18 protein-coding genes and 1 pseudogene are annotated in these 19,498 nt (G+C 38.8%); 11 read left to right on the top strand and 8 right to left on the bottom strand.

Annotated features, from left to right (window positions below; translation table 11 throughout):
- Positions 1-71: 71 nt before the first annotated feature.
- Entirely contained in the window at positions 72-887 is an 816-nt protein-coding gene (gene cobM / locus HEQ36_RS25385; protein ID WP_053539007.1) for a precorrin-4 C(11)-methyltransferase, read from the bottom strand.
- A 124-nt stretch (positions 888-1,011) separates the two neighbouring features.
- A complete protein-coding gene (lgt, locus tag HEQ36_RS25380; RefSeq protein WP_168636036.1) occupies positions 1,012-1,887 on the bottom strand; it encodes a prolipoprotein diacylglyceryl transferase in 876 nt (291 codons plus the stop codon).
- Between the two features lie 266 nt (positions 1,888-2,153).
- On the opposite strand from lgt, the gene coaD reads away from it, so the two are divergent.
- The 7 genes and pseudogenes from coaD (at position 2,154) to HEQ36_RS25345 (ending at position 9,207) form a co-directional block, all read left to right on the top strand.
- The gene (gene coaD, locus HEQ36_RS25375) at positions 2,154-2,687 is read left to right on the top strand and encodes a pantetheine-phosphate adenylyltransferase (RefSeq protein ID WP_168636037.1); all 534 of its coding nucleotides are present in this window, start codon (positions 2,154-2,156) and stop codon (positions 2,685-2,687) included.
- Positions 2,615-3,331: a DivIVA domain-containing protein gene (locus HEQ36_RS25370; protein ID WP_168636038.1), complete on the top strand. Its 717-nt coding sequence runs from the start codon at positions 2,615-2,617 to the stop codon at positions 3,329-3,331. The genes coaD and HEQ36_RS25370 overlap by 73 nt, the downstream gene beginning before the upstream one ends.
- A 406-nt stretch (positions 3,332-3,737) precedes the next feature.
- On the top strand, positions 3,738-4,199 hold the full coding sequence (locus HEQ36_RS25365) for a hypothetical protein (RefSeq protein ID WP_168636039.1): 462 nt from the start codon (positions 3,738-3,740) through the stop codon (positions 4,197-4,199).
- Between the two features lie 300 nt (positions 4,200-4,499).
- Positions 4,500-6,686: a tetratricopeptide repeat protein gene (locus HEQ36_RS25360; RefSeq protein ID WP_233455471.1), complete on the top strand. Its 2,187-nt coding sequence runs from the start codon at positions 4,500-4,502 to the stop codon at positions 6,684-6,686.
- Positions 6,687-6,858: 172 nt separating this feature from the next.
- Positions 6,859-7,253: pseudogene (locus HEQ36_RS25355) on the top strand (DUF2887 domain-containing protein); the annotation flags it as partial.
- Between the two features lie 54 nt (positions 7,254-7,307).
- Complete coding sequence (locus HEQ36_RS26125) at positions 7,308-7,580, top strand: DUF4351 domain-containing protein (protein ID WP_367142458.1); 273 nt, start codon at positions 7,308-7,310, stop codon at positions 7,578-7,580.
- A gap of 229 nt (positions 7,581-7,809) precedes the next feature.
- Positions 7,810-9,207: an IctB family putative bicarbonate transporter gene (locus HEQ36_RS25345; RefSeq protein ID WP_168636040.1), complete on the top strand. Its 1,398-nt coding sequence runs from the start codon at positions 7,810-7,812 to the stop codon at positions 9,205-9,207.
- 162 nt (positions 9,208-9,369) lie between these two features.
- On the opposite strand, the gene smpB is transcribed toward HEQ36_RS25345, so the two are convergent.
- Positions 9,370-9,840, bottom strand: a complete 471-nt coding sequence (smpB, locus tag HEQ36_RS25340; RefSeq protein WP_015078954.1) for an SsrA-binding protein SmpB — start codon at positions 9,838-9,840, stop codon at positions 9,370-9,372.
- A gap of 298 nt (positions 9,841-10,138) precedes the next feature.
- Between smpB and HEQ36_RS25335 the strand changes: the two genes are divergently transcribed.
- On the top strand, positions 10,139-10,822 hold the full coding sequence (locus HEQ36_RS25335; RefSeq protein WP_168636041.1) for a response regulator transcription factor: 684 nt from the start codon (positions 10,139-10,141) through the stop codon (positions 10,820-10,822).
- A gap of 112 nt (positions 10,823-10,934) precedes the next feature.
- On the opposite strand, the gene HEQ36_RS25330 is transcribed toward HEQ36_RS25335, so the two are convergent.
- From HEQ36_RS25330 to HEQ36_RS25320, 3 genes are all read right to left on the bottom strand, one after another.
- Positions 10,935-12,092: a leucine-rich repeat domain-containing protein gene (locus HEQ36_RS25330; protein ID WP_168636042.1), complete on the bottom strand. Its 1,158-nt coding sequence runs from the start codon at positions 12,090-12,092 to the stop codon at positions 10,935-10,937.
- Positions 12,093-12,161: 69 nt separating this feature from the next.
- Positions 12,162-13,178, bottom strand: coding sequence for a TrkA family potassium uptake protein (locus HEQ36_RS25325; RefSeq protein ID WP_168636196.1), 1,017 nt, complete (start codon positions 13,176-13,178; stop codon positions 12,162-12,164).
- Positions 13,179-13,479: 301 nt separating this feature from the next.
- Positions 13,480-13,650 carry a hypothetical protein gene (locus HEQ36_RS25320; RefSeq protein WP_168636043.1) on the bottom strand — a complete coding sequence of 57 codons (171 nt, stop codon included), beginning with the start codon at positions 13,648-13,650 and terminating at the stop codon, positions 13,480-13,482.
- A gap of 54 nt (positions 13,651-13,704) precedes the next feature.
- Between HEQ36_RS25320 and HEQ36_RS25315 the strand changes: the two genes are divergently transcribed.
- The 3 genes from HEQ36_RS25315 to HEQ36_RS25305 all read left to right on the top strand — a co-directional run bounded on the left by HEQ36_RS25315 (position 13,705) and on the right by HEQ36_RS25305 (position 17,269).
- The gene (locus HEQ36_RS25315; protein ID WP_053538996.1) at positions 13,705-14,988 is read left to right on the top strand and encodes an aspartate aminotransferase family protein; all 1,284 of its coding nucleotides are present in this window, start codon (positions 13,705-13,707) and stop codon (positions 14,986-14,988) included.
- A 203-nt stretch (positions 14,989-15,191) separates the two neighbouring features.
- Positions 15,192-16,247, top strand: a complete 1,056-nt coding sequence (locus HEQ36_RS25310) for a YwqG family protein (protein ID WP_205748515.1) — start codon at positions 15,192-15,194, stop codon at positions 16,245-16,247.
- Between the two features lie 764 nt (positions 16,248-17,011).
- On the top strand, positions 17,012-17,269 hold the full coding sequence (locus HEQ36_RS25305; RefSeq protein ID WP_168636044.1) for a hypothetical protein: 258 nt from the start codon (positions 17,012-17,014) through the stop codon (positions 17,267-17,269).
- A 12-nt stretch (positions 17,270-17,281) separates the two neighbouring features.
- Here HEQ36_RS25305 and HEQ36_RS25300 read toward each other — a convergent pair whose 3' ends face one another.
- Positions 17,282-17,788, bottom strand: coding sequence for a hypothetical protein (locus HEQ36_RS25300; protein WP_205748516.1), 507 nt, complete (start codon positions 17,786-17,788; stop codon positions 17,282-17,284).
- A gap of 290 nt (positions 17,789-18,078) precedes the next feature.
- A complete protein-coding gene (locus tag HEQ36_RS25295; protein ID WP_168636045.1) occupies positions 18,079-19,455 on the bottom strand; it encodes an aminopeptidase P family protein in 1,377 nt (458 codons plus the stop codon).
- Positions 19,456-19,498: the final 43 nt, after the last annotated feature.

The following is a 19,498-nucleotide window of genomic DNA, read 5'->3' as shown; positions in this document are numbered from 1 at the left end:
AATCCTCCAAAAGCCTATACTGTCTTCATTTTGACTTTTGACTTTTGACTTTTGACTTCCGCCTTGCGGTACTAGCCAAGATTATGGGATGCACGGAATAAATGATTATGTTCGGGGTGATACAAGCGGGAGCGTCCACTTACTGGTAGTAGTGCGGGACTGATGACATAAAGTGTAGTTCGCCGTAATTTTTCTTCATGGGTACAATCTGCGATTTGTGCTAAATTTACAACCCGGATTTTTTCATCTGGCCAGCCTAAGCGATAGCAAATTGCTACTGGAGTATCTGGATCATAATGTTCTAATAATTTTTCTTGGGCTTCAGTAATATGACTCACACTTAAATATAAACATAAACTGGCACGATGGGCGGCTAAAGCTGCTAACTCTTCAGTATCAGGGACATGGGTACGACCGCTAATGCGAGTGAGAATAATAGTTTGGACTAAACCAGGGACAGTTAACTCTATTTTCAATTTAGCTGCGGCAGCTTGAAAGGCACTGATACCAGGGATAACTTCAAAGGGAATATTCGCATCGGCTAATAGCTGCATTTGTTCATGAATAGCGCTATACAGACTAGGATCACCAGAATGTAGCCTGACCACTGATTTATGCGATCGCACGGCATCAATCATCAATGGTAAAATTTCTTCCAAAGTCCGATTTGCTGTTTTAATAATTTCCGCATCTGCACGACAAATATCTAAAATCTGTTCGGGAATTAAAGAATCTGCAAATAAAATCACATCAGCCGCAGCCAACAACTTTTGCGCCCTAACCGTTAATAAATCAGGATCTCCTGGTCCGGCACCCACAATATAAACCGCAGATTCTAAGGCATTGGGATACTTAGAAAAACTCAAATTACTAGTAGATTCACTCATCAATTTTCCCCTTCAAAACCCTGCAAAAAAAACTTTTAGCATTTCCTGAGTAATATCCGGATTCAGCCACTTTGCCTAGTAGAAATAGATGGTAGATGCACCCTGGTTAAGCCCTAGAGATTAATTACTCTGGGGCATTTTTTTCTTCATTTCCCCCAGCAACAACATCAGGTAAGGAACGCTTGAATATATATAGCCAAGCTAAACCAAATAATCCTAAAGTCATTCCCCCTAAACTTACCATTTGTGCCATCCGTAAAGGTCCTAGCATTAAGCTATCTGTGCGTAAACCTTCAATCCAAATCCGTCCCAAGCTATAAGCAACCCAGTAAACTAAAAATAACGTCCCTACTTTCAACCGGGATTTTTTAGCTAAAGCTCGAAAAAACAAAGTTATTAACAATGCAAACACCATTAAATTCCACAACGATTCATAAAGAAAAGTGGGATGGAAATATTCAAAATTCACTAAATCCAAAGGACGACGATCTGAGGGAATATATAACTTCCAAGGTAAACTAGTTGGTCTGCCAAAAGCTTCCGAGTTGAAAAAATTTCCCCACCGACCAATTGCTTGCCCTAATATTAATGAAGGAGCAACCAAATCAGTCAATTGCCAAAAAGATACCTTCTTCAGTCTAGCAAAAATTAACGCCGCGATCGCACCGCCAATAATTGCCCCATGAATAGCAATACCCCCTTGCCAAATTGCAATTATCCGTTCTGGATGTTGAGAATATTCTGGCCATTGAAACAAAACATAATATAACCTAGCGGCGGGAATAGCTGCAATCACCAACCAAATTGATAAATCACTAATTAAATCGGGATTAATATGACGACGCTTGGCTAGGTATTGAGAAAGACTAACACCAATTAACACAGCAGAAGCAATCAACAACCCATACCAACGAATAACAATTGGTCCCAATTTAACCACAATCGGACCAGGAGAAGTAAATAAAAACCCCAAAGGCAAAACAGAAAAATCCACTACCATACAAAATTACCTATAGGAATTTGAAATCTATGGAGATGAAACACAATAATATAGTATGCCTTAGTCACTATAGCGATAAGTAATTCAGCAAAATTAAAATCATTAGTCAGTTGTCAGTTGTCAGTTGTCAGTTGTCATCAGTAAAATTCCTCCCCCCCCTCCCCCACCTCCCCCACCCCCCCCACCTCCCCCACCTCCCACTCCCTGTGTTAGATTTAATAAAGTTCTGTTGAAAATCCGTCAATATAATCACTTAAAATAACATTGTGATTGCTATTTATCCTGGTAGTTTTGATCCCATCACCTTGGGACATTTAGACCTTATTCAGCGCAGTAGTCGTCTATTTGAACGAGTCATAGTTGCCGTCCTCCGCAATCCCAGTAAAATACCATTGTTTACAGTAGAGCAAAGATTAGAACAAATTCGTCTATCTACAAAACATTTACCAAATGTAGGAGTAGACAGCTTTGACGGTTTGACCGTAAAATATGCCCAAATGCAACAAGCGCAAGTTTTGTTAAGGGGGTTAAGAGCGGTTTCTGACTTTGAGATAGAGCTACAAATGGCTCACACTAATAAAACATTGTCTACTCAGATCGAGACAGTTTTTCTGGCAACATCAAATGAGTATAGTTTTTTAAGTAGTAGTGTGGTAAAAGAGATTGCCAGGTTTGGTGGCTCTGTTGATCATCTTGTTCCCCCACACATTGCCCTAGATATATACCAATGCTACAACCAAAAATCCCTAGCCTCGAATCCAACTACAACGGCAACAATCCTCCCCCAAGAGAGTATGTGAATGGTATCCCCTCCATTGGTAATCCAGAACCAACAGCAGGGGTAGATATTCAGCACGAACTCAACCAATTAGAGGAAATAGTTCTCTCTAGTTTGAGGATTCCCCTCACGGGACGTACCTTAATAGATGAAGATAAATTACTTGAACAACTGGATTTTGTCCGTCTTTCTTTACCAACGGTGTTTCAGGAAGCGCTCAATATTTTGGCACAAAAGAATGAAATTCTTCTAGAAGCGGAAGAATATGGACAACAGGTTGTAGATGTAGCCCAAGCAAAAAGAGCGCAAATTTTGGCAGAAAGTGATATTGTCAGGCAAGCACAGCGAGAAGCTGACCAACTGCGGCGGCAAGTCCAGCAAGATTGTGAAGCAATGATGCAAGACACCCTCGCAGAAATTGACCGTAAACGTCGCGCTTGTCAACAAGAATTAGAAGAAATGCGCCAAATTGCAATTTCTCAAGCTGAAGAAATTGAAGATGGTGCTGATAAATACGCTGATAACGTTCTGGCTAATATTGAACAGGATATTCAGGAAATGTTAAAAATTATTACTAATGGTCGCAAACAATTAAATTCCCCCAGTGTCCCCAAGAATGGAGATCACCCCCAACAACGCCCCCCGCATAATTCCAAAAAAAGATAATATCACCTCGTTCCCAGTCTCTGACTGGGAATGCCTCACAGAGGCCCTGCCTCTTGCAGTTATTAAAGTCAGCACCTTCTATAATTCATTCCCCCCACATAATTCCAAAAAAAGATAGTATTATCTCGTTTATCTCGTTCCCAGTCTCTGACTGGGAATGCTATCACAGAGGCTCTGCCTCTTGCAGTTATTAAAGTCAGCACCTTCTATAACTCATTCCCATACAGAGTATAGTAACGAAGATAAAATCTGTTTTTTTAGCCTTAACCGAAAAGAATTGTATAGATTAGATTTTATTTCCCGCAGAAATGCAAATAAGCAAAGGGTCGAAATTTCTTGTTTGTTGCTTGACCTGTTGCGAATGATATATACTTATGCTGTATTAATCAATTAAGGTGTAATTTTTATGGTAGAACCACTCACTGGTGCTGTTATTGTTTCTTTATTTTTCTCGGAAGCAATCAAAGAAGGTGGAAAATTTGCAGTTAAAGGTGTCGCGGATACTTTTGCAAAGTTGGTTAGCAGTATTCGACAAAAGTTAACTACGGAAGGAATGGAAGGTTTATTAATTCGGGCTGAAAAAGATCCAACTGAAAAAAATAAAACCAAGTTACAAGATGAATTGCAAGAATACATTAATGCTGATGCAACTTTTGCTAATCAACTTAAATTGCTGGTTGAAGAACTCAAAACACAAGACCCTAAGATTCGTCAGGTTATTCTGAGTGGAATTGAATTAACTGGTGATTTACAAGCTCAGAATATCACTCAAAAAACTTCAGGAAGTAGTGGTTCTGTTGACCAAGAAATGCTCACCAATATCAAGGCTAATAATATTAATGTAGGTGATTTAACTCAAGAAGGTTAAGAGATTGTGTGAAAAGTATTGGATAAAATTCATTATCTCCAAAAACTTAACTTACCTCTCCCTAACCCTCTCCTAAAAGGAGAGGGAACTAGAAAAGAATAAAGGTTTTAATGCTTTTATTTTGGTAGGGGAAAGGTTTAGAAAGGGGTCTGTACTTACCTCTCCCTAGCCCTCTCCTAAGAGGAGAGGGAACTAGAAAAAAAATAAAGGTTTTAATGCTTCTCTTTTGGTAGGGGAGAGGTTTAGAAAGGGGTCTGTTTAAATATTAAAAACTTTTAAAACATTCTTTAAGTTCTAATCATGAATACAAATCATCTCCCTCAAATTGTTCAAGAGCTTTTCAAAAATGTGCAAGCGGGGGGTGATATCTCTGTGGGAGATATTACTCAAGTTTTTCAAATTGTCAATAATTTAAATGATTGGGATAAACCTCTAGGTTTTCCCCACAATATCCCTAATAGTAATACTCAAAAGTTTGTTGGTCGAGAAAATGAATTAGTGTTAATTCATCAACATTTACAAACTAGCAATCATGCTGTAATTTCTGCTGTTGAAGGTATGGGTGGTATTGGTAAAACTGAATTAGCTACCCAATATTCTCTTCTGCATTTATTCCTAAATTCTTATCCGGGATGTATTTGTTGGTTGTCGGCTACAAATCAAAATCTCGGTTTACAAATAATTCAATTTTGTCGCACACATTTAGGTTTAAATCCCCCAGATGATTTTGATGTATTACTACAAGTAAAGTGGTGTTGGCAACGTTGGCGAGAAGGTACTGTTTTATTAGTTATTGATGATGTCCAAAATTATTCGGCGATTCAGCCTTATTTGCCGCCACAATCATCTCAATTTCGGGTTTTGATCACAACAAGACTAAAACTAGATTTATCTGGTTCTTTGTCTTTACAAATCCTTTCTTTACCGGAGGCAATGGCATTATTATCAAAATTAATTGGTGAAGATAGCTTAAATCAAGAAACAGCACTAGCAGAGGAACTTTGTCAACGATTAGGTCGTTTACCACTAGCTTTACAATTGGTTGGTCGTTATCTCAAATATCGTCAGATATCTTGCGCGGAAATGTTGCGAAGATTAGCAGCTAAAGGTATCAATCATCCTGCTTTTGATATTGATGCTCATGACCCTACTTGGACTTTATCTATAACTCGTGGTGTTCAAGCTGCTTTTGAATTAAGTTGGGAAATTATCAGTTATTCTGCTCAAGAGTTAAGTTGTCTACTCAGTTTATTTGCTTTAGCTCCCATTCCTTGGTTATTGATTCAAAGTGCTTCACGGGAGAAAAACATAGAAAGTCTAGAAAATGCCAGAATTGAATTAGAACGATTACATCTTTTACAAAGTGAAAATATTGATCATTATCAATTACATCAACTAATTCGTGATTTTTTACAAGTCAAGTTAGAAAAACTGTCAACGGTTACACAGGAAAAGATCACCTTGGCAAACTTTTTGTTTTTAGATATTGGTCAACTTTTTAGTAATTTATTCAATCGTCAATTTGTCAGCACTACACTAAAACGTAATTTTTGCCAAGCAATGGTTAATATAGCTCAAGAAATTCCACAACAACCAATACAGAAAGATATTCAAAGATTCAAATTAGCTATACCCCATTTACAGGAAGTAGCAGATCATTTACTGGATACTGTGAGTGATAAAAATTTAATTTGGCCTTTTGTGGGAGTAGGAAGATTTTATAAAGGACAAGGATTATATAATGATGCAGAACCTTGGTGGAAAAAATGTGTATTATTGCTAAAACGGCGTTTAGGTGATGATCATCCTCATGTTGCTACCAGTCTCAACAATTTGGCATTACTTTACTATTCTCAAGGCAAGTACAAGGAAGCAGAACCTCTCTACCAACAAGCTTTAGCTCTCTGGCAAAAACTGCTGGGTGATGATCATCCTCATGTTGCTACCAGTCTCAACAATTTGGCAGGACTTTACGAATCTCAAGGCAGGTACAACGAAGCAGAACCTCTCTACCAACAAGCTTTAGCTCTCAGGCAAAAACTGCTGGGTGATGATCATCCTGATGTTGCTTCCAGTCTCAACAATTTGGCAGGACTTTACGAATCTCAAGGCAGGTACAACGAAGCAGAACCTCTCTACCAACAAGCTTTAGCTCTCTGGCAAAAACTGCTGGGTGATGATCATCCTGATGTTGCTACCAGTCTCAACAATTTGGCAGGACTTTACGAATCTCAAGGCAAGTACAAAGAAGCAGAACCTCTCTACCAACAAGCTTTAGCTCTCAGGCAAAAACTGCTGGGTGATGATCATCCTGATGTTGCTTCCAGTCTCAACAATTTGGCAGGACTTTACAAATCTCAAGGCAAGTACAAAGAAGCAGAACCTCTCTACCAACAAGCTTTAAATATTTTGGAACAACGATTAGGAGTAGATCACCCTCATACTATTATTGTACGTGGTAATTTTGAATATTTACGCAATCTTTAAGTAAATGCTGTTAATCTTAAAGCATTTATTCTCAAACAAATCTATTGGATAAGACAACAATAGCTTTGTTTAGCAATCTGATGTTTAACGTTCAAACTCTCATTCTTGTAATTTGTATGAGAATAAGAAAAAAATTTTTAGATAAGGAGATTAAGGAGAACGATAGGTAATTATGAAAACTGACAAACTGTTTTACCGACTATTTTTATCTCAGCCAGGATTGATTACCGAGTTAATCCCAGAAATTCCCAAAGATTGCGAATTTACCTATAGTGCGATCGCAGTCAAAGAAAAAGGATTTGCAATAGATGGATTATTAACACCAATTGCCAAGGATCTAAATTTACCGTTAGTATTTTTAGAGGCACAGATGCAAAGAGAACCCAAATTTTATGGTCGGTATTTCGCAGAGATTTTTCTGTACCTATATCAATACAACATCAAACAACCTTGGTACGGATTGTTGATTTTACCCAACCGACGGGAAGAGATACAGCCTCCTTGGCACAAGCGATTATTAATAGTGCAGAAACAGAAGAAGAACTGCGCCGGCGCTTAGATTTAATAGAAGCTATACTTGTGAATAAATTCCCACAACTCAGCACAAAGGAGATTTTGAAAATGCTAAACCTGAAAACAGCAGATGTCACCCAAACACGGTTTTATCAGGAAGTGTTTCAAGAAGGACAGCAAGCAGGACAACAAGCAGGACGACAAGCAGGGGAAACGGATTTAGTGCTGCGTATGTTGACTAAGCGGTATGGATTGCTGTCTTTAGCCCAACAAGAGCAAATAAGAAGTTTGAATATAGAGCAGTTGGAGAGTTTAGGGGAGTCCTTGTTAGATTTTACAGAAATATCCGATTTAGATGGGTGGCTTTTGGCGCATTTGTAGTCATAAAAACTTGAGAATAGTTTTCGAGGAAACAATACCTTCTAAATTGGAAAAGGCCTTGATTTGTAGGTTGGGTTGAAGCATGAAACCCAACAAATGCGTCGGGTTGCGCTGTCGCTTAACCCAACAAAGCAGAAAATAGACAAGGTATTGAGGAAAGGAATATTAATTTTCACAGCTAGACTTGGCGTAAGCTATACTGCATAGCTCCTGTATTCTGTATTTCCTTATGTATTTAGTCTGGGAAAGATTGACTTTATCTTCTTTACCACTGAAAGAATATTTGTCTGGTAGTTACCTACATCGGTTTCTGGTGGGACTTTTGCTGCCTTGGCGACAAAGTAGTATTTTAATGCAGTGGGGAGATATTATTGCTGTTGGCTTACTTAGCCTCATTTATGGTCTTGCACCTTTTGTTTCTACTACTTTAATCGGTTTATTGTTGGTGGCTTGTGTCGGCTTTTGGCTGCTGTTGACTTTATCGGATGATAATACATCAGCAAATGCGGCTTCGGTTACTCCTATTCACCTGCTAGTGTTGCTGTATTGGGGTATTGCTGCCATATCAACAGCATTATCACCAGTGAAAAAAGCAGCATTAGGTGATTTACAAACATTAACTCTTTATTTGTTACTGTTTGCCCTCTGTGCGAGGGTGCTGCGCGTCCCCCGATTTCGGTCTTGGTTGATTACTCTCTATTTGCATATATCCCTGATTGTCAGCGTCTATGGGTTGCGACAATGGTTTTTTGGCGCGAAGGCTTTGGCTACTTGGGTTGACCCGGAATCACCTTTGGCTAAGACTACCAGGGTTTACAGTTATTTAGGTAATCCCAACTTACTGGCAGGATATCTTTTACCGGCTGCGGTTTTAAGCTTGGTGGCGATTGTGGCTTGGCAAGGTTGGATGAAAAAAGCCCTAGCACTAACAATGTTTATTGTCAATTCTGCGACTTTAATTCTTACCTTTAGTCGCGGTGGTTGGATTGCTTTGTTGGTGGGATTGTTTACTGTGGCAGTCTTGCTGATTTATTGGTGGAGTATAAGTATGCCCCCATTTTGGCGGAGTTGGTCTTTACCAATTCTGTTAGGAAGTGTGGTGGGGTTATTGGTAGTAGGGATGTTATTTGTCGAACCTTTCCGTGTGCGGGTTGTGAGTATATTTGCTGACCGCCAAGACAGTAGTAATAATTTTCGCAAAAATGTCTGGGAATCTGTGTTTCAGATGATCCGCGATCGCCCGATAATTGGTATAGGACCTGGACATGGTTCTTTTAATAAGGTTTATCCTCTCTATCAACGTCCTCGGTTTACGGCTTTAAGTGCCTATTCTGTGTTTCTAGAAACGATTGTGGAAACTGGCTTTTTGGGTTTTACCTGTTTCTTATGGTTAATAGTCGTCACCTTCAATACAGGATTTTTGCAACTGCGACGATTACGAGAAACTAAAAATATCGAGGGCTTATGGTTAATTGGGGCGATCGCTAGTATGCTAGGTATACTTGCTCAGGGTCTATTTGATACGGTCTTCTATCGCCCTGAAGTTAATACCCTCTGGTGGTTTATGGTGGCTTTAGTTGCCAGCTATTGGCAACCTTTAACCCGCAATAATCATAATCACGCTTAGAAAAGAGTTTCCTAACCCGCCTGGGAATGAATTCCCAGTCTAATAGTTCAAGTCCACTGAAGTGGACTCAAAGCCTTTAATAGTCGTCTTTAGACGACTTTTGCTATGAGACTCCGAATTCATTCGGAGGCGGTTGTGGGAATTTCCCCTGCCCTCTGCCTCCTAGTACCTCTTCATTGCCCTTTGCATATCTCGTTGATCATCACGACGTTTGAGGCTTTCGCGTTTATCGTGGAGTTTTTTACCTTTACCCAGGGCAATAACTATTTTTACCCAGCCCCGTTTTAGATACATTTTTAGGGGGACGAGGGTTAAACCTTCCTGTTGTACCCTACCAATGAGTTTACGCAGTTCTTGTTTATGAAGTAATAACTTGCGGGTGCGTCTGGGTTCGTGATTAAAGTATGCACCACTAGAGGCATAAGGAGAAATATGGACGTTGATTAACCATGCTTCACCGTCACGAAGCAACGCATAGCCATCTTGCAAATTGGCTTTACCCGCACGAATTGATTTTACTTCAGTTCCTGTCAACTGAACTCCCGCTTCATAGGTTTCTATGATTTCATATAAAAACCGTGCTTGCCGATTATCACAAATAACTTTGTAACCTTCACTCTGTTTATCACTCATCGAAAATCTTCTTAATTTTTAATAAATACGCCTAAAAATTTATTTAGACTAACTCTTTTATTGATTGTAGTTCACAAAGACAGGTGACAGGTAAACCTGTTTAGTCTCTAAATTACGTAAAGTTTTGTTAACTATTCCTAAAAATTTAATATTTTCTTTAGAAATCATTGATGATGTCATCATGAGTAAGTAATCTTGTCATAGTATTAGAGATAGAATTAGTATTCTTGCTTGTGTCTATTAATATTTGTGATTACAGTAAATTGCTCGACCAAAAGATTATAGGGGTGTACTATCCATGCCCTTGACTATTCTTGTCGCAGATGACGATTTAGGTACACGCCTATCTATTAGTGATTATCTTGATCTGTCTGGGTATAATGTCATTACCGTTGATAATGGTATTGATGCTTTGGATATGGTTGAAAAGCGTCATCCTGATTTGATGGTGACAGATATTATGATGCCACAGATGAATGGCTATGAATTGGTGCGTCGTGTTCGTCAATTATCGGCGTTTCGATTATTACCTGTGATTTTGTTGACAGAGAGAACGAAAACCCAAGAACGAATTTTGGGATATCAGTCTGGTTGTGATATGTATTTGTCTAAGCCATTTGAATTGGAGGAAATAGCCGCTGCTATACGTAATTTATTAGAGCGATCGCAAATCATCCAATCAGAATGTCGTTTTCTTTATCAGGAAGAAATCAGTTTTGCCACTTATACAAAAGCAAAAAACGGTCATATTTCTATCCCTACTCATGTACAACAATCTCAAGTATTGACACCGTTAACTGTTAGAGAACAGGAAGTTTTAGATTTATTAACTCATGGTTTTTCTAATGTAGAAATTGGTAATCATTTACATTTGAGTCCGCGCACGGTGGAGAAATATGTGAGTAGTTTATTGAGGAAAACTGAAACCTGTAACCGGGCAGAATTAGTCAGGTTTGCGATGAAACATGGTTTAGTAGAATAGGATTTTGTAAAGTGCATTTTTTAAAAAGACTACATCCCAGACTTATGATATTAATTCATCATTTCTTTACAAGGTTAAAAAAGAAGTCCGGGATATGATGAGGATTTAACCACTAGTAAAAAATACAAATATGTTTTAGTTGAATAGGACATTCTTTAGAGGTAAGTGGATTCCGCCCAAGCTTAAGAGAAGTCAAATTAGTCAGATTGGACAAAGGTTTTATGTCGCTGATTTTATTGTCCGCAAGGGAAAGTTCAGTCAAATTAGTCAGATTGGACAAAGGTTTTATGTCGCTGATTTTATTGTCCACAAGGGAAAGTTCAGTCAAATTAGTCAGATTGGACAAAGGTTTGATGTCGCTGATTTGATTTCCATCAAGGAAAAGTTTAGTCAAATTAGTCAGATTGGACAAAGGTTTAATATCGCTGATTTGATTTTCTAAAAGGTAAAGATAAGTCAAATTAGTCAGATTGGACAAAGGTTTGATGTCGCTGATTTTATTTTTCCAAAGGTAAAGATAAGTCAAATTAGTCAGATTGGACAAAGGTTTGATGTCGCTGATTTTATTTCCCCAAAGGTTAAGAAGAGTCAAATTAGTCAGATTGGACAAAGGTTTAATATCGCTGATTTGATTTTCTGAAAGGGTAAGAGAAGTCAAATTAGTCAGATTAGACAAAGGTTTGATATCGTTGATTTGATTTTCATCAAGGTCAAGAGAAGTTAAATTAGTCAGATTTGACAAAGGTTTTATGTCGCTGATTTTATTTCTCTGAAGCATAAGAGAAGTCAAATTATTCAAATTTGACAAAGGTTTTATGTCGCTGATTTTATTGTCCGCAAGGGAAAGTTTAGTCAATTTAGTCAGATTGGACAAAGGTTTTATGTCGCTGATTTGATTTCCCCAAAGGGAAAGATAAGTTAAATTAGTCAGATTTGACAAAGGTTTTACGTCGCTGATTTTATTTTCCGCAAGGTCAAGAGAAGTTAAATTAGTCAGATTTGACAAAGGTTTTATGTCGCTGATTTGATTTTTATCAAGAGTAAGATCAGTCAAATTGATCAGCGTTTGATTAGCTTGACTACAATTTGGTGTTTTAGCAATTTTTAATAATACTTCAACGGTGTGTCTCGTCTCTTCAGGTAAACTTCCTTTTTGTTGACACCATTCTGTAAAAGTCTTGGGTGTTTGTGCAGGTGCAGCAGTAACTTTTGGTGTGTACAATCCTAAAGTCAAGGTAAAAATAGTGGTCGCTACTAAAGCTAGTTTCATGATTTTACAAGTTATACAAAAAAGCTACGGTAATTCTACCATCTTTCAACTTGCAAAATAAGTCTGCTTTTAGCTATTTTTCGGACGTTTTAGGGGAATAGAATTAATCGGACCGAGAATTTGATTTAAATCCCGCAATTGTTCAGCCGTACCCATACAAATTAATGTATCTCCTGACATTAAAACGGTATCTCCAGTGGGACCACCAATGAGTTTACCATCAAGGCGGCGTATTGCGAGAACTAATGCGCCTGATTGCGATCGCAATTTGGCTCTTTGTAAACTTTGACCAACGAAGGGACACCTATCGGAATCTAGTAAAAATTCTTCCATATATAACTGACGGTCTGTACCAGAAAGCATCCCATCTACAAAGTCCAAAATCTGCGGTCTGAGGGCTGCTGCTGCCATGCGTTTGCCACCAGTAATATACGGTGAAATTACGGCATCTGCGCCACCACGTTGTAACTTTTGTACCGCTTCTTCCGTACTAGCGCGAGCGATCGCTCGAATGTCTGGATTCAGAGTTTTTGCTGATAAAACAGTATATAAATTTTCCGCATCTGAAGGTAAAGCCGCCACAATACAAATTGCTTTAGTAATGCCAACTTTTAACAAAGTATCATCTAACGTCGCATCACCTTGAAAAACAATGTAACCAATTTCCTGGGCTTTTTGGACAGATTCTAGTTCCGAATCAATCACTACAAAAGAAACAGCTTCAGCCTGAAATTCCTTAGCAATTTGTCGCCCAGTGCGGCTAAATCCACAGATAATATAATGTTCTGATAATGATTCCATTAAACGCCTTTGTTGTCGGAGTCGAATTCCTTCTAGAAAATAACCTTCAATGACTGCGGCTGTAAATCTATTGACAATATAACCAAGATTGACCACACCCATTAAAATCAAAGCAATGGTAAACAACCGCCCCCGGCTACCTAATGGGTGAGTTTCTCCATAACCGACAGTTGCTAGAGTAATTACAGTCATGTAAGCTGCATCTTCCCATTTCCAGCCCTCAACCAGGGAATACCATAAAGTCCCGATTAGGAAAATACCAGCTAAAGCAAGCGCCCCAGCCATTAATTCTTTTTGAATCCGTTGATATTTTTGTTCAAGGGTAGAATACACAGGCAATTAAGAATTAGGAGTTCAGGAGTCAGGAGTCAGGAGTCAGGAGTCAGGAGGAAGAAAGAAGAAATAAGGAATAAGGAATAAGGAAGAATATGAGAAAGTGATAGTTTTTTGATAGTTTTAAAGATTATTCCTTGCACCTTATTCACATTTTATTTCCCTATAACTCTTGATTTATCAAGGTTTTATATTTATATGGTTAACATCACGCTACGCTATCAGCAAGTCCGAATTAAGAATTAAAAAACTTCTAATGTAAGGATTCACAATAAATAATATTTGCACAATTATGGGTGATTTTTCCTCCTTCTTCTTTCTTCTTCCTCCTGACTCCTGACTCCTGACTCCTGACTCCTTCTTCTTGACTCCTGACTCCTGACTCCTGACTCCTTCTTCTAAAATCATCAAAAATTTTGTTCATATTTCCCAGAACCTAGTAAAGTATTACGATAAAAGCTTTTCAGGAGTAGCGGTAGTGAGCGTGCAAACTCTAATTGAACAAGCCACGAACCCCTTGGAGTCAGGTATTATGCCATCTACACCTTTTGATGTTGATAGCTTCGATGCGGCTGTCATGTCCACTTATGGACGGTTTCCTTTGGCTTTAGAACGGGGTGCTGGTTGCCGTGTTTGGGATAGTCAGGGCAACGAATATCTGGATTTTGTCGCGGGCATTGCCACTTGTACTCTAGGACACGCCCATCCAGCAATGGTAGAGGCTGTAACTAGACAAATCCAGAAATTGCATCATGTTTCCAATTTGTACTATATTCCTGAACAGGGTGAATTAGCTAAATGGATTGTTAATCATTCCTGTGCGGATAGAGTATTTTTCTGCAATTCTGGTGCTGAAGCCAACGAAGCAGCCATTAAACTAGCGCGGAAATATGCCCACACTGTCCTAGAAATTGCCCACCCGATCATTTTAACTGCTCATGCCAGTTTTCACGGACGGACTTTAGCCACCGTGACTGCCACTGGACAACCAAAGTATCAAAAGCATTTTGATCCTTTAGTTCCTGGTTTCCACTATGTAAATTACAACGATATTAGAGCAGTGGAAGCCGCTGTTACTGAATTAGATGAAGGTAATTATCGGGTAGGGGCAATTTTAATTGAACCATTACAGGGAGAAGGTGGCGTTCGTCCTGGGGATATTGCCTACTTTAAGCGGTTACGGGAGATTTGCGACGAAACCGGTATTTTGTTGATTTTTGATGAAGTACAGGTTGGAATGGGACGCAGTGGCAAATTATGGGGTTATGAACATTTGGGAGTAGAACCAGATATTTTCACCAGTGCGAAAGGTTTGGGCGGTGGTATTCCCATCGGTGCGATGATGAGTAAGAAATTCTGCGATATTTTCCAACCAGGAGAACACGCAAGTACATTTGGCGGTAATCCCTTTGTTTGTGGTGTGGCGCTGAGTGTGTGTGAGACTTTGGAAAAAGAGAATATTTTAGAGAATGTCAGAGAACAGGGCGCACATTTACGAGAAGGATTAAGAGCGATCGCTCGTCAATATCCTCAGCATATCTCAGAAGTGCGCGGTTGGGGTTTAATCAACGGCATGGAAATCAAAGCCGATATTCCTTTAACAGCCCCTGAAGTCGTCAAAGCGGCAATGGACGCAGGTTTATTACTTGTTCCTGCAGGTCCTAAAGTAGTGCGGTTTGTTCCTCCTCTCATTGTCACAGATGCAGAAATCAAGCAAGCATTAAAAGCTGTAGAAAAGGCATTAGCTAAAGTTACAGCTTAATTGATATAGCGGTATGCACTTGAATGAGATATAGTCAGCAAATCGTAAAGCCTGTAGGGGCGCAGGGTCTGCGCCCTCGACTATATTGCATCCTAGTGATAACCGCTATGATAATTCGTAATTTGTAGTTTTAAGAATTATCAATTACGAATTTTTTTTGGTTATATTTCTATTATTCCTGATCACATCTAAGGTTAATTATCATGAAATCCAATAAAATATTTAGATTAAGTTCACTGAGAACGTCAATTCACCTCGACGGCTACAACGTTACCCATTATCAAGAACTACATAAATTCTCTTCTGAAGCCGAAGCAGAAGCCTTTTTTAAAGAAAGTATTCAAGAATTACTCACACATGGTTGGTATGATGTAGAATCTGTACCAGCAGATGAAAATAACAAAGATTTTACTCCAGATGAATTGTATGGGATGTTCTTAGAACTAAAAAATCAGGTAGATGAATTTGCCAATGCAATTATCAAACCTTCTATAGAAATTACTCCCTATTCAACAACAGAAACTACCTTATGGCAAAGTAAATTTGGTGGTGTACCTTACCTTCCCAAAAATACGACCTATCCTGAAGCACCAGATGGTACTCCCCTCCATCTTTTAGCACAAATCAACTTTTCAGAAACGCCTAAATTAGAAGATTTACCAGAAAAAGGCATACTTCAGTTTTATATTGAAGCATCAGGTGAAACAGCCTATGGAATTGAAGAATATCCGCAATTAAAACAAACAACTTTTCGAGTTATTTACTTTCCCGAACCAGATTTAAACATTGATAATCTCCTAAATAATTTTGATTTTTTACCCCCAGGAATAGGTTTACCATTAATAGACTGTTTAGCTTTGAATTTCGCTATTAAATCAACTCCTATCAGTGCATCAGATTATCGGTTTAGATCCTTAGTTAAAACCCATTTTCCCATCTTTCAACAAAGTAATCTGACCAAAGCAATGGAAAACTCTTTAGAAGAACTGGTAGATGATTTTATTAATGAGTATGAAGAAAAATATGAAGAATCATTAGGAGGACATTGTTTAGGAGGATATCCCGCATTTGTCCAAAATGATGATCGTGCGGACTTGGAGGAAGAGGAAGGTTATGATTTTCTACTATTGCAAATGAACTCTGATGATGAACATTCAATTATGTGGGGAGATGAGGGAGTTGGTAACTTTTTTATTCAGCCTTCTGCACTGAAACAGTTAGATTTTTCTAAGATTTTGTACACTTATGCTTGTTGTTGAGAGAACAGGAGTTAGGTTTATCAGTTCTAGCATTGCCTTTATGGTAAAGAATTTAATTTTTGCAGCGACTGTCTTGATTGTCAAGGGATAGCTTTGTATCTTAGAGGTATGTTAGAAGAAGTAATCCGATTTGAATAGTGAATTTACTTGCGACAGAATTTCCATTTATTTAAGAGGGGGGAATGGAGTTAAAGTCCCCCTTTTCAAGAGAGATTTAGGGGGATCATAAAATATGGCGTTGCTGATTAAGAGTATGATTTTATGGTGTTGCTGATTAAGGGTATGAATTTTAGTCTCACGCAAAGGCGCAAAGACGCAAAGGTCAGAGTTTTAAAGGTTTAATTTGGGAATTTCATACCTTAGTTCAGCAACGCCGATTTTATTATGCCTACGGCACGCTGCGCGAACACGCAGAAGCGCTCCAGTCGCAGAGAGTAAGAGTTTCATTTTTTTGATTTTTCAATTTCATACCTCAATTCAGCAACGCCTAAAATATTTAATACACGATAAGAGACTTTTCAAACATCCTCTAAACCACACTCTTGTTTCTCTCTTCCTTTGCGCCTCTGCGTCTCTGCGTGAGATAAAAAAGATGTAGTTCATTTACCTAAAAATCCCTATACACAGTCCATATTCCACAAAAACTACTTAGCTTTGTCTATTAGCTAACAGAAATATCCACAATATATTGTTATAAATAATTTGACAAGTTCATATTGATTCCCAGGGTGTTATCTGCCATAAACACCACCTTGAGGAAATATATGCGCTATCAACTCTATGGCAAAAAACGTAGTTTTTCTGTAATACCTGCTATTAAATTTGTCAGTGTTACGTTTTTTTTTGGAACTTTAATCTATTGTGGTTTCTCTACCGGTTCGTTCATGATTTCTTATGTTACATCCAACTTAAACATTATTCGCCCTACCTCAATTACTGGTACTAAAGAACAGGAAAAGTGTGAGGCGAAAAATGCAGTTTGGCGTGATCATAAATGTTGGGACTCTGTTGAAAATCCTTAATTTTAAATTATATCAATTGATATGTTTCTGTGGTGGAGAAGTTGTGGTTGTTGGTTTGGAAATTTCTTGCTTGTAAAAGCGGACTACCTTCTGCACGTAGTCAGCCGTAAAGCCTTTATCGCAGCCTGTATAATTACCAGTCATCCACCAACAAGCGACACCACGCACAGCACTATTTTCATTATTTTTAGTGGCTGTAAATTGCTTATTTAACTCCCGGTTAGTAATACAGGAAATAACTTGACGGGCTATTTTCGGATCATTTTCAAACTGAGTCGGTGTTAATTCTTTTTTCAGACAAGTTTTTGTCCAACCTTTGAGAGTTTCGGGTTTAACTTGCCATTCGCTATAATAGCCATCATTGCGCTTTTTTGTTTTAGGTGCAGCGAGTCGTAAAGCTTCTACCATTGCTGCAACTTGGGTATCAGAAACAGGCTGTTTGGCTTGTGCTAAGGATGGTAAAATTCCTAAGCTAATAATAATGCCACTAAATATAAATGCTATGGGGTTTTTCTTCATGATTTTAGAATTATTGAAAATGTAAATTACAGCTATTTTCAGGTAAATATACTACAAACCGACCTCTCTCCAAACCTCTCTCCTGCAAGGAGAGAGGCTTTGATTAACTCCCCTTTCAGCAACAAAAGTTTTTCCTTTTCCCTCTCCTTTTAGGAGAGGGTTAGGGAGAGGTAGGGAAGGGGCTGGGGTTTAGGTCTAATAATTGTGGTTCAAATATATAAAAACTGCTGTAATGAATTACAACTCTTAATTATATGATCTCATGTTGGGTTTCCTTGCGTCAACCCAACCTACGCAAAATTGGCATTTAATAAATCTTCAATAGCACTAGTTTCAGTTGGTAATGCGGCGGTTAAAACTTCACTCCCTGATTCTGTAACTAATACATCATCTTCAATGCGAATACCTCGCACATCTGCAAATTGTTCTAAACGTTCCCAATTGACTAAATATTGATATTGAGAACGAGTTTTTGGATCATTTAAAATTGCCGGAACTTGATAAAATCCTGGTTCAATTGTGACTAACATTCCTGGACGTAAGGGACGATTTAATCTTAAATAACTTAAACCAAAGCGGCTACTTCTACTTCTGCCTTGATCATAACCGGCTATGTCTCCCAAATCTTCCATATCATGAACATCTAAACCTAAAAGATGTCCAATTCCGTGAGGAAAAAATAAAGCATGAAGATCCATTTTTACTAAATCTTCTGGTTTACCTTGCAAAATTCCTAAATCTACTAAACCTTCAGCAATTATAGTTGCTGCTAATAGATGAATTTCTGCATATTCTACACCAGGGGCGATGTTTTGAATACAAGCATCATGGGCAGCTAAAACAATATCATAAATGTCTTTTTGGGTTGATGAAAACTTACCAGAAACAGGCCAGGTGCGGGTAATATCAGCCGCCCAACCTGTCTGGGTTTCCGCACCCACGTCGGCTAAAAGTAAATCTCCTGGTTGCAGAGAGTGGTAATAATGATTATTGTGTAAAACTTCACCATGAACTGTCACAATACTGGTGTAAGCAGTGGTCATGTTCTCAGCCATAATTACTGCTTCCATTGCGGCGCGGACTTCTGATTCTTGTTTAGCTGAAGATGTTGCTGCCATTCCTGCCTTGTGTGCTGTTACACTCACGACCGCTGCTTTACGTAATTCTATCAATGCTGCTGCATCATGGGTAAGCCGCAGAGAAACAATGGCTTTCGCTAGTTCTAAATCAATGCCTTCCAGTTGAGTTTTTGGTAAAATGAATCTATCTAAAAGTTGGGTTTGCTGTGTCCAAGTAGTTGCATCTTGTACTGGCAAGGTCGCCACGTCTTCTAAGTAATTTGCTAATTCTGCCATTGTTTTGGCTTCATCTGCGCCTATTTTGGCGGCAATTTCTTCACGATTTGGGGTTTCTCCATGCCAGAGGGCGCTACTGGGGTGGGGGTCATCTATAAATAGTTGTAGGTTGCCACTTTCTAGGCGAATGGCGGCATTTTGGAGAGGAATTCCGGCGAAATAAAGGAAATGGCTATTGGCGCGGTGGGGGAAGGTATTGGCGGGGAAGTTGCGGGGACTGCTACTACCTGACCAGAGAACGGCGGGTAAGTCTATGATTTCTGCGAGTTTTTGGCGACGGTGACGGAGAATTTCTGGGAGGTTTGTGTACATAGGAGAATTAGATTTTAGTCTCACGCAAAGGCGCAAAGACGCA

Source organism: Anabaena sp. 54 (assembly GCF_017355725.1).
GTDB classification, from domain to species: domain Bacteria; phylum Cyanobacteriota; class Cyanobacteriia; order Cyanobacteriales; family Nostocaceae; genus Dolichospermum; species Dolichospermum heterosporum.
This window is presented reverse-complemented; position numbering and strand designations above follow the sequence as displayed.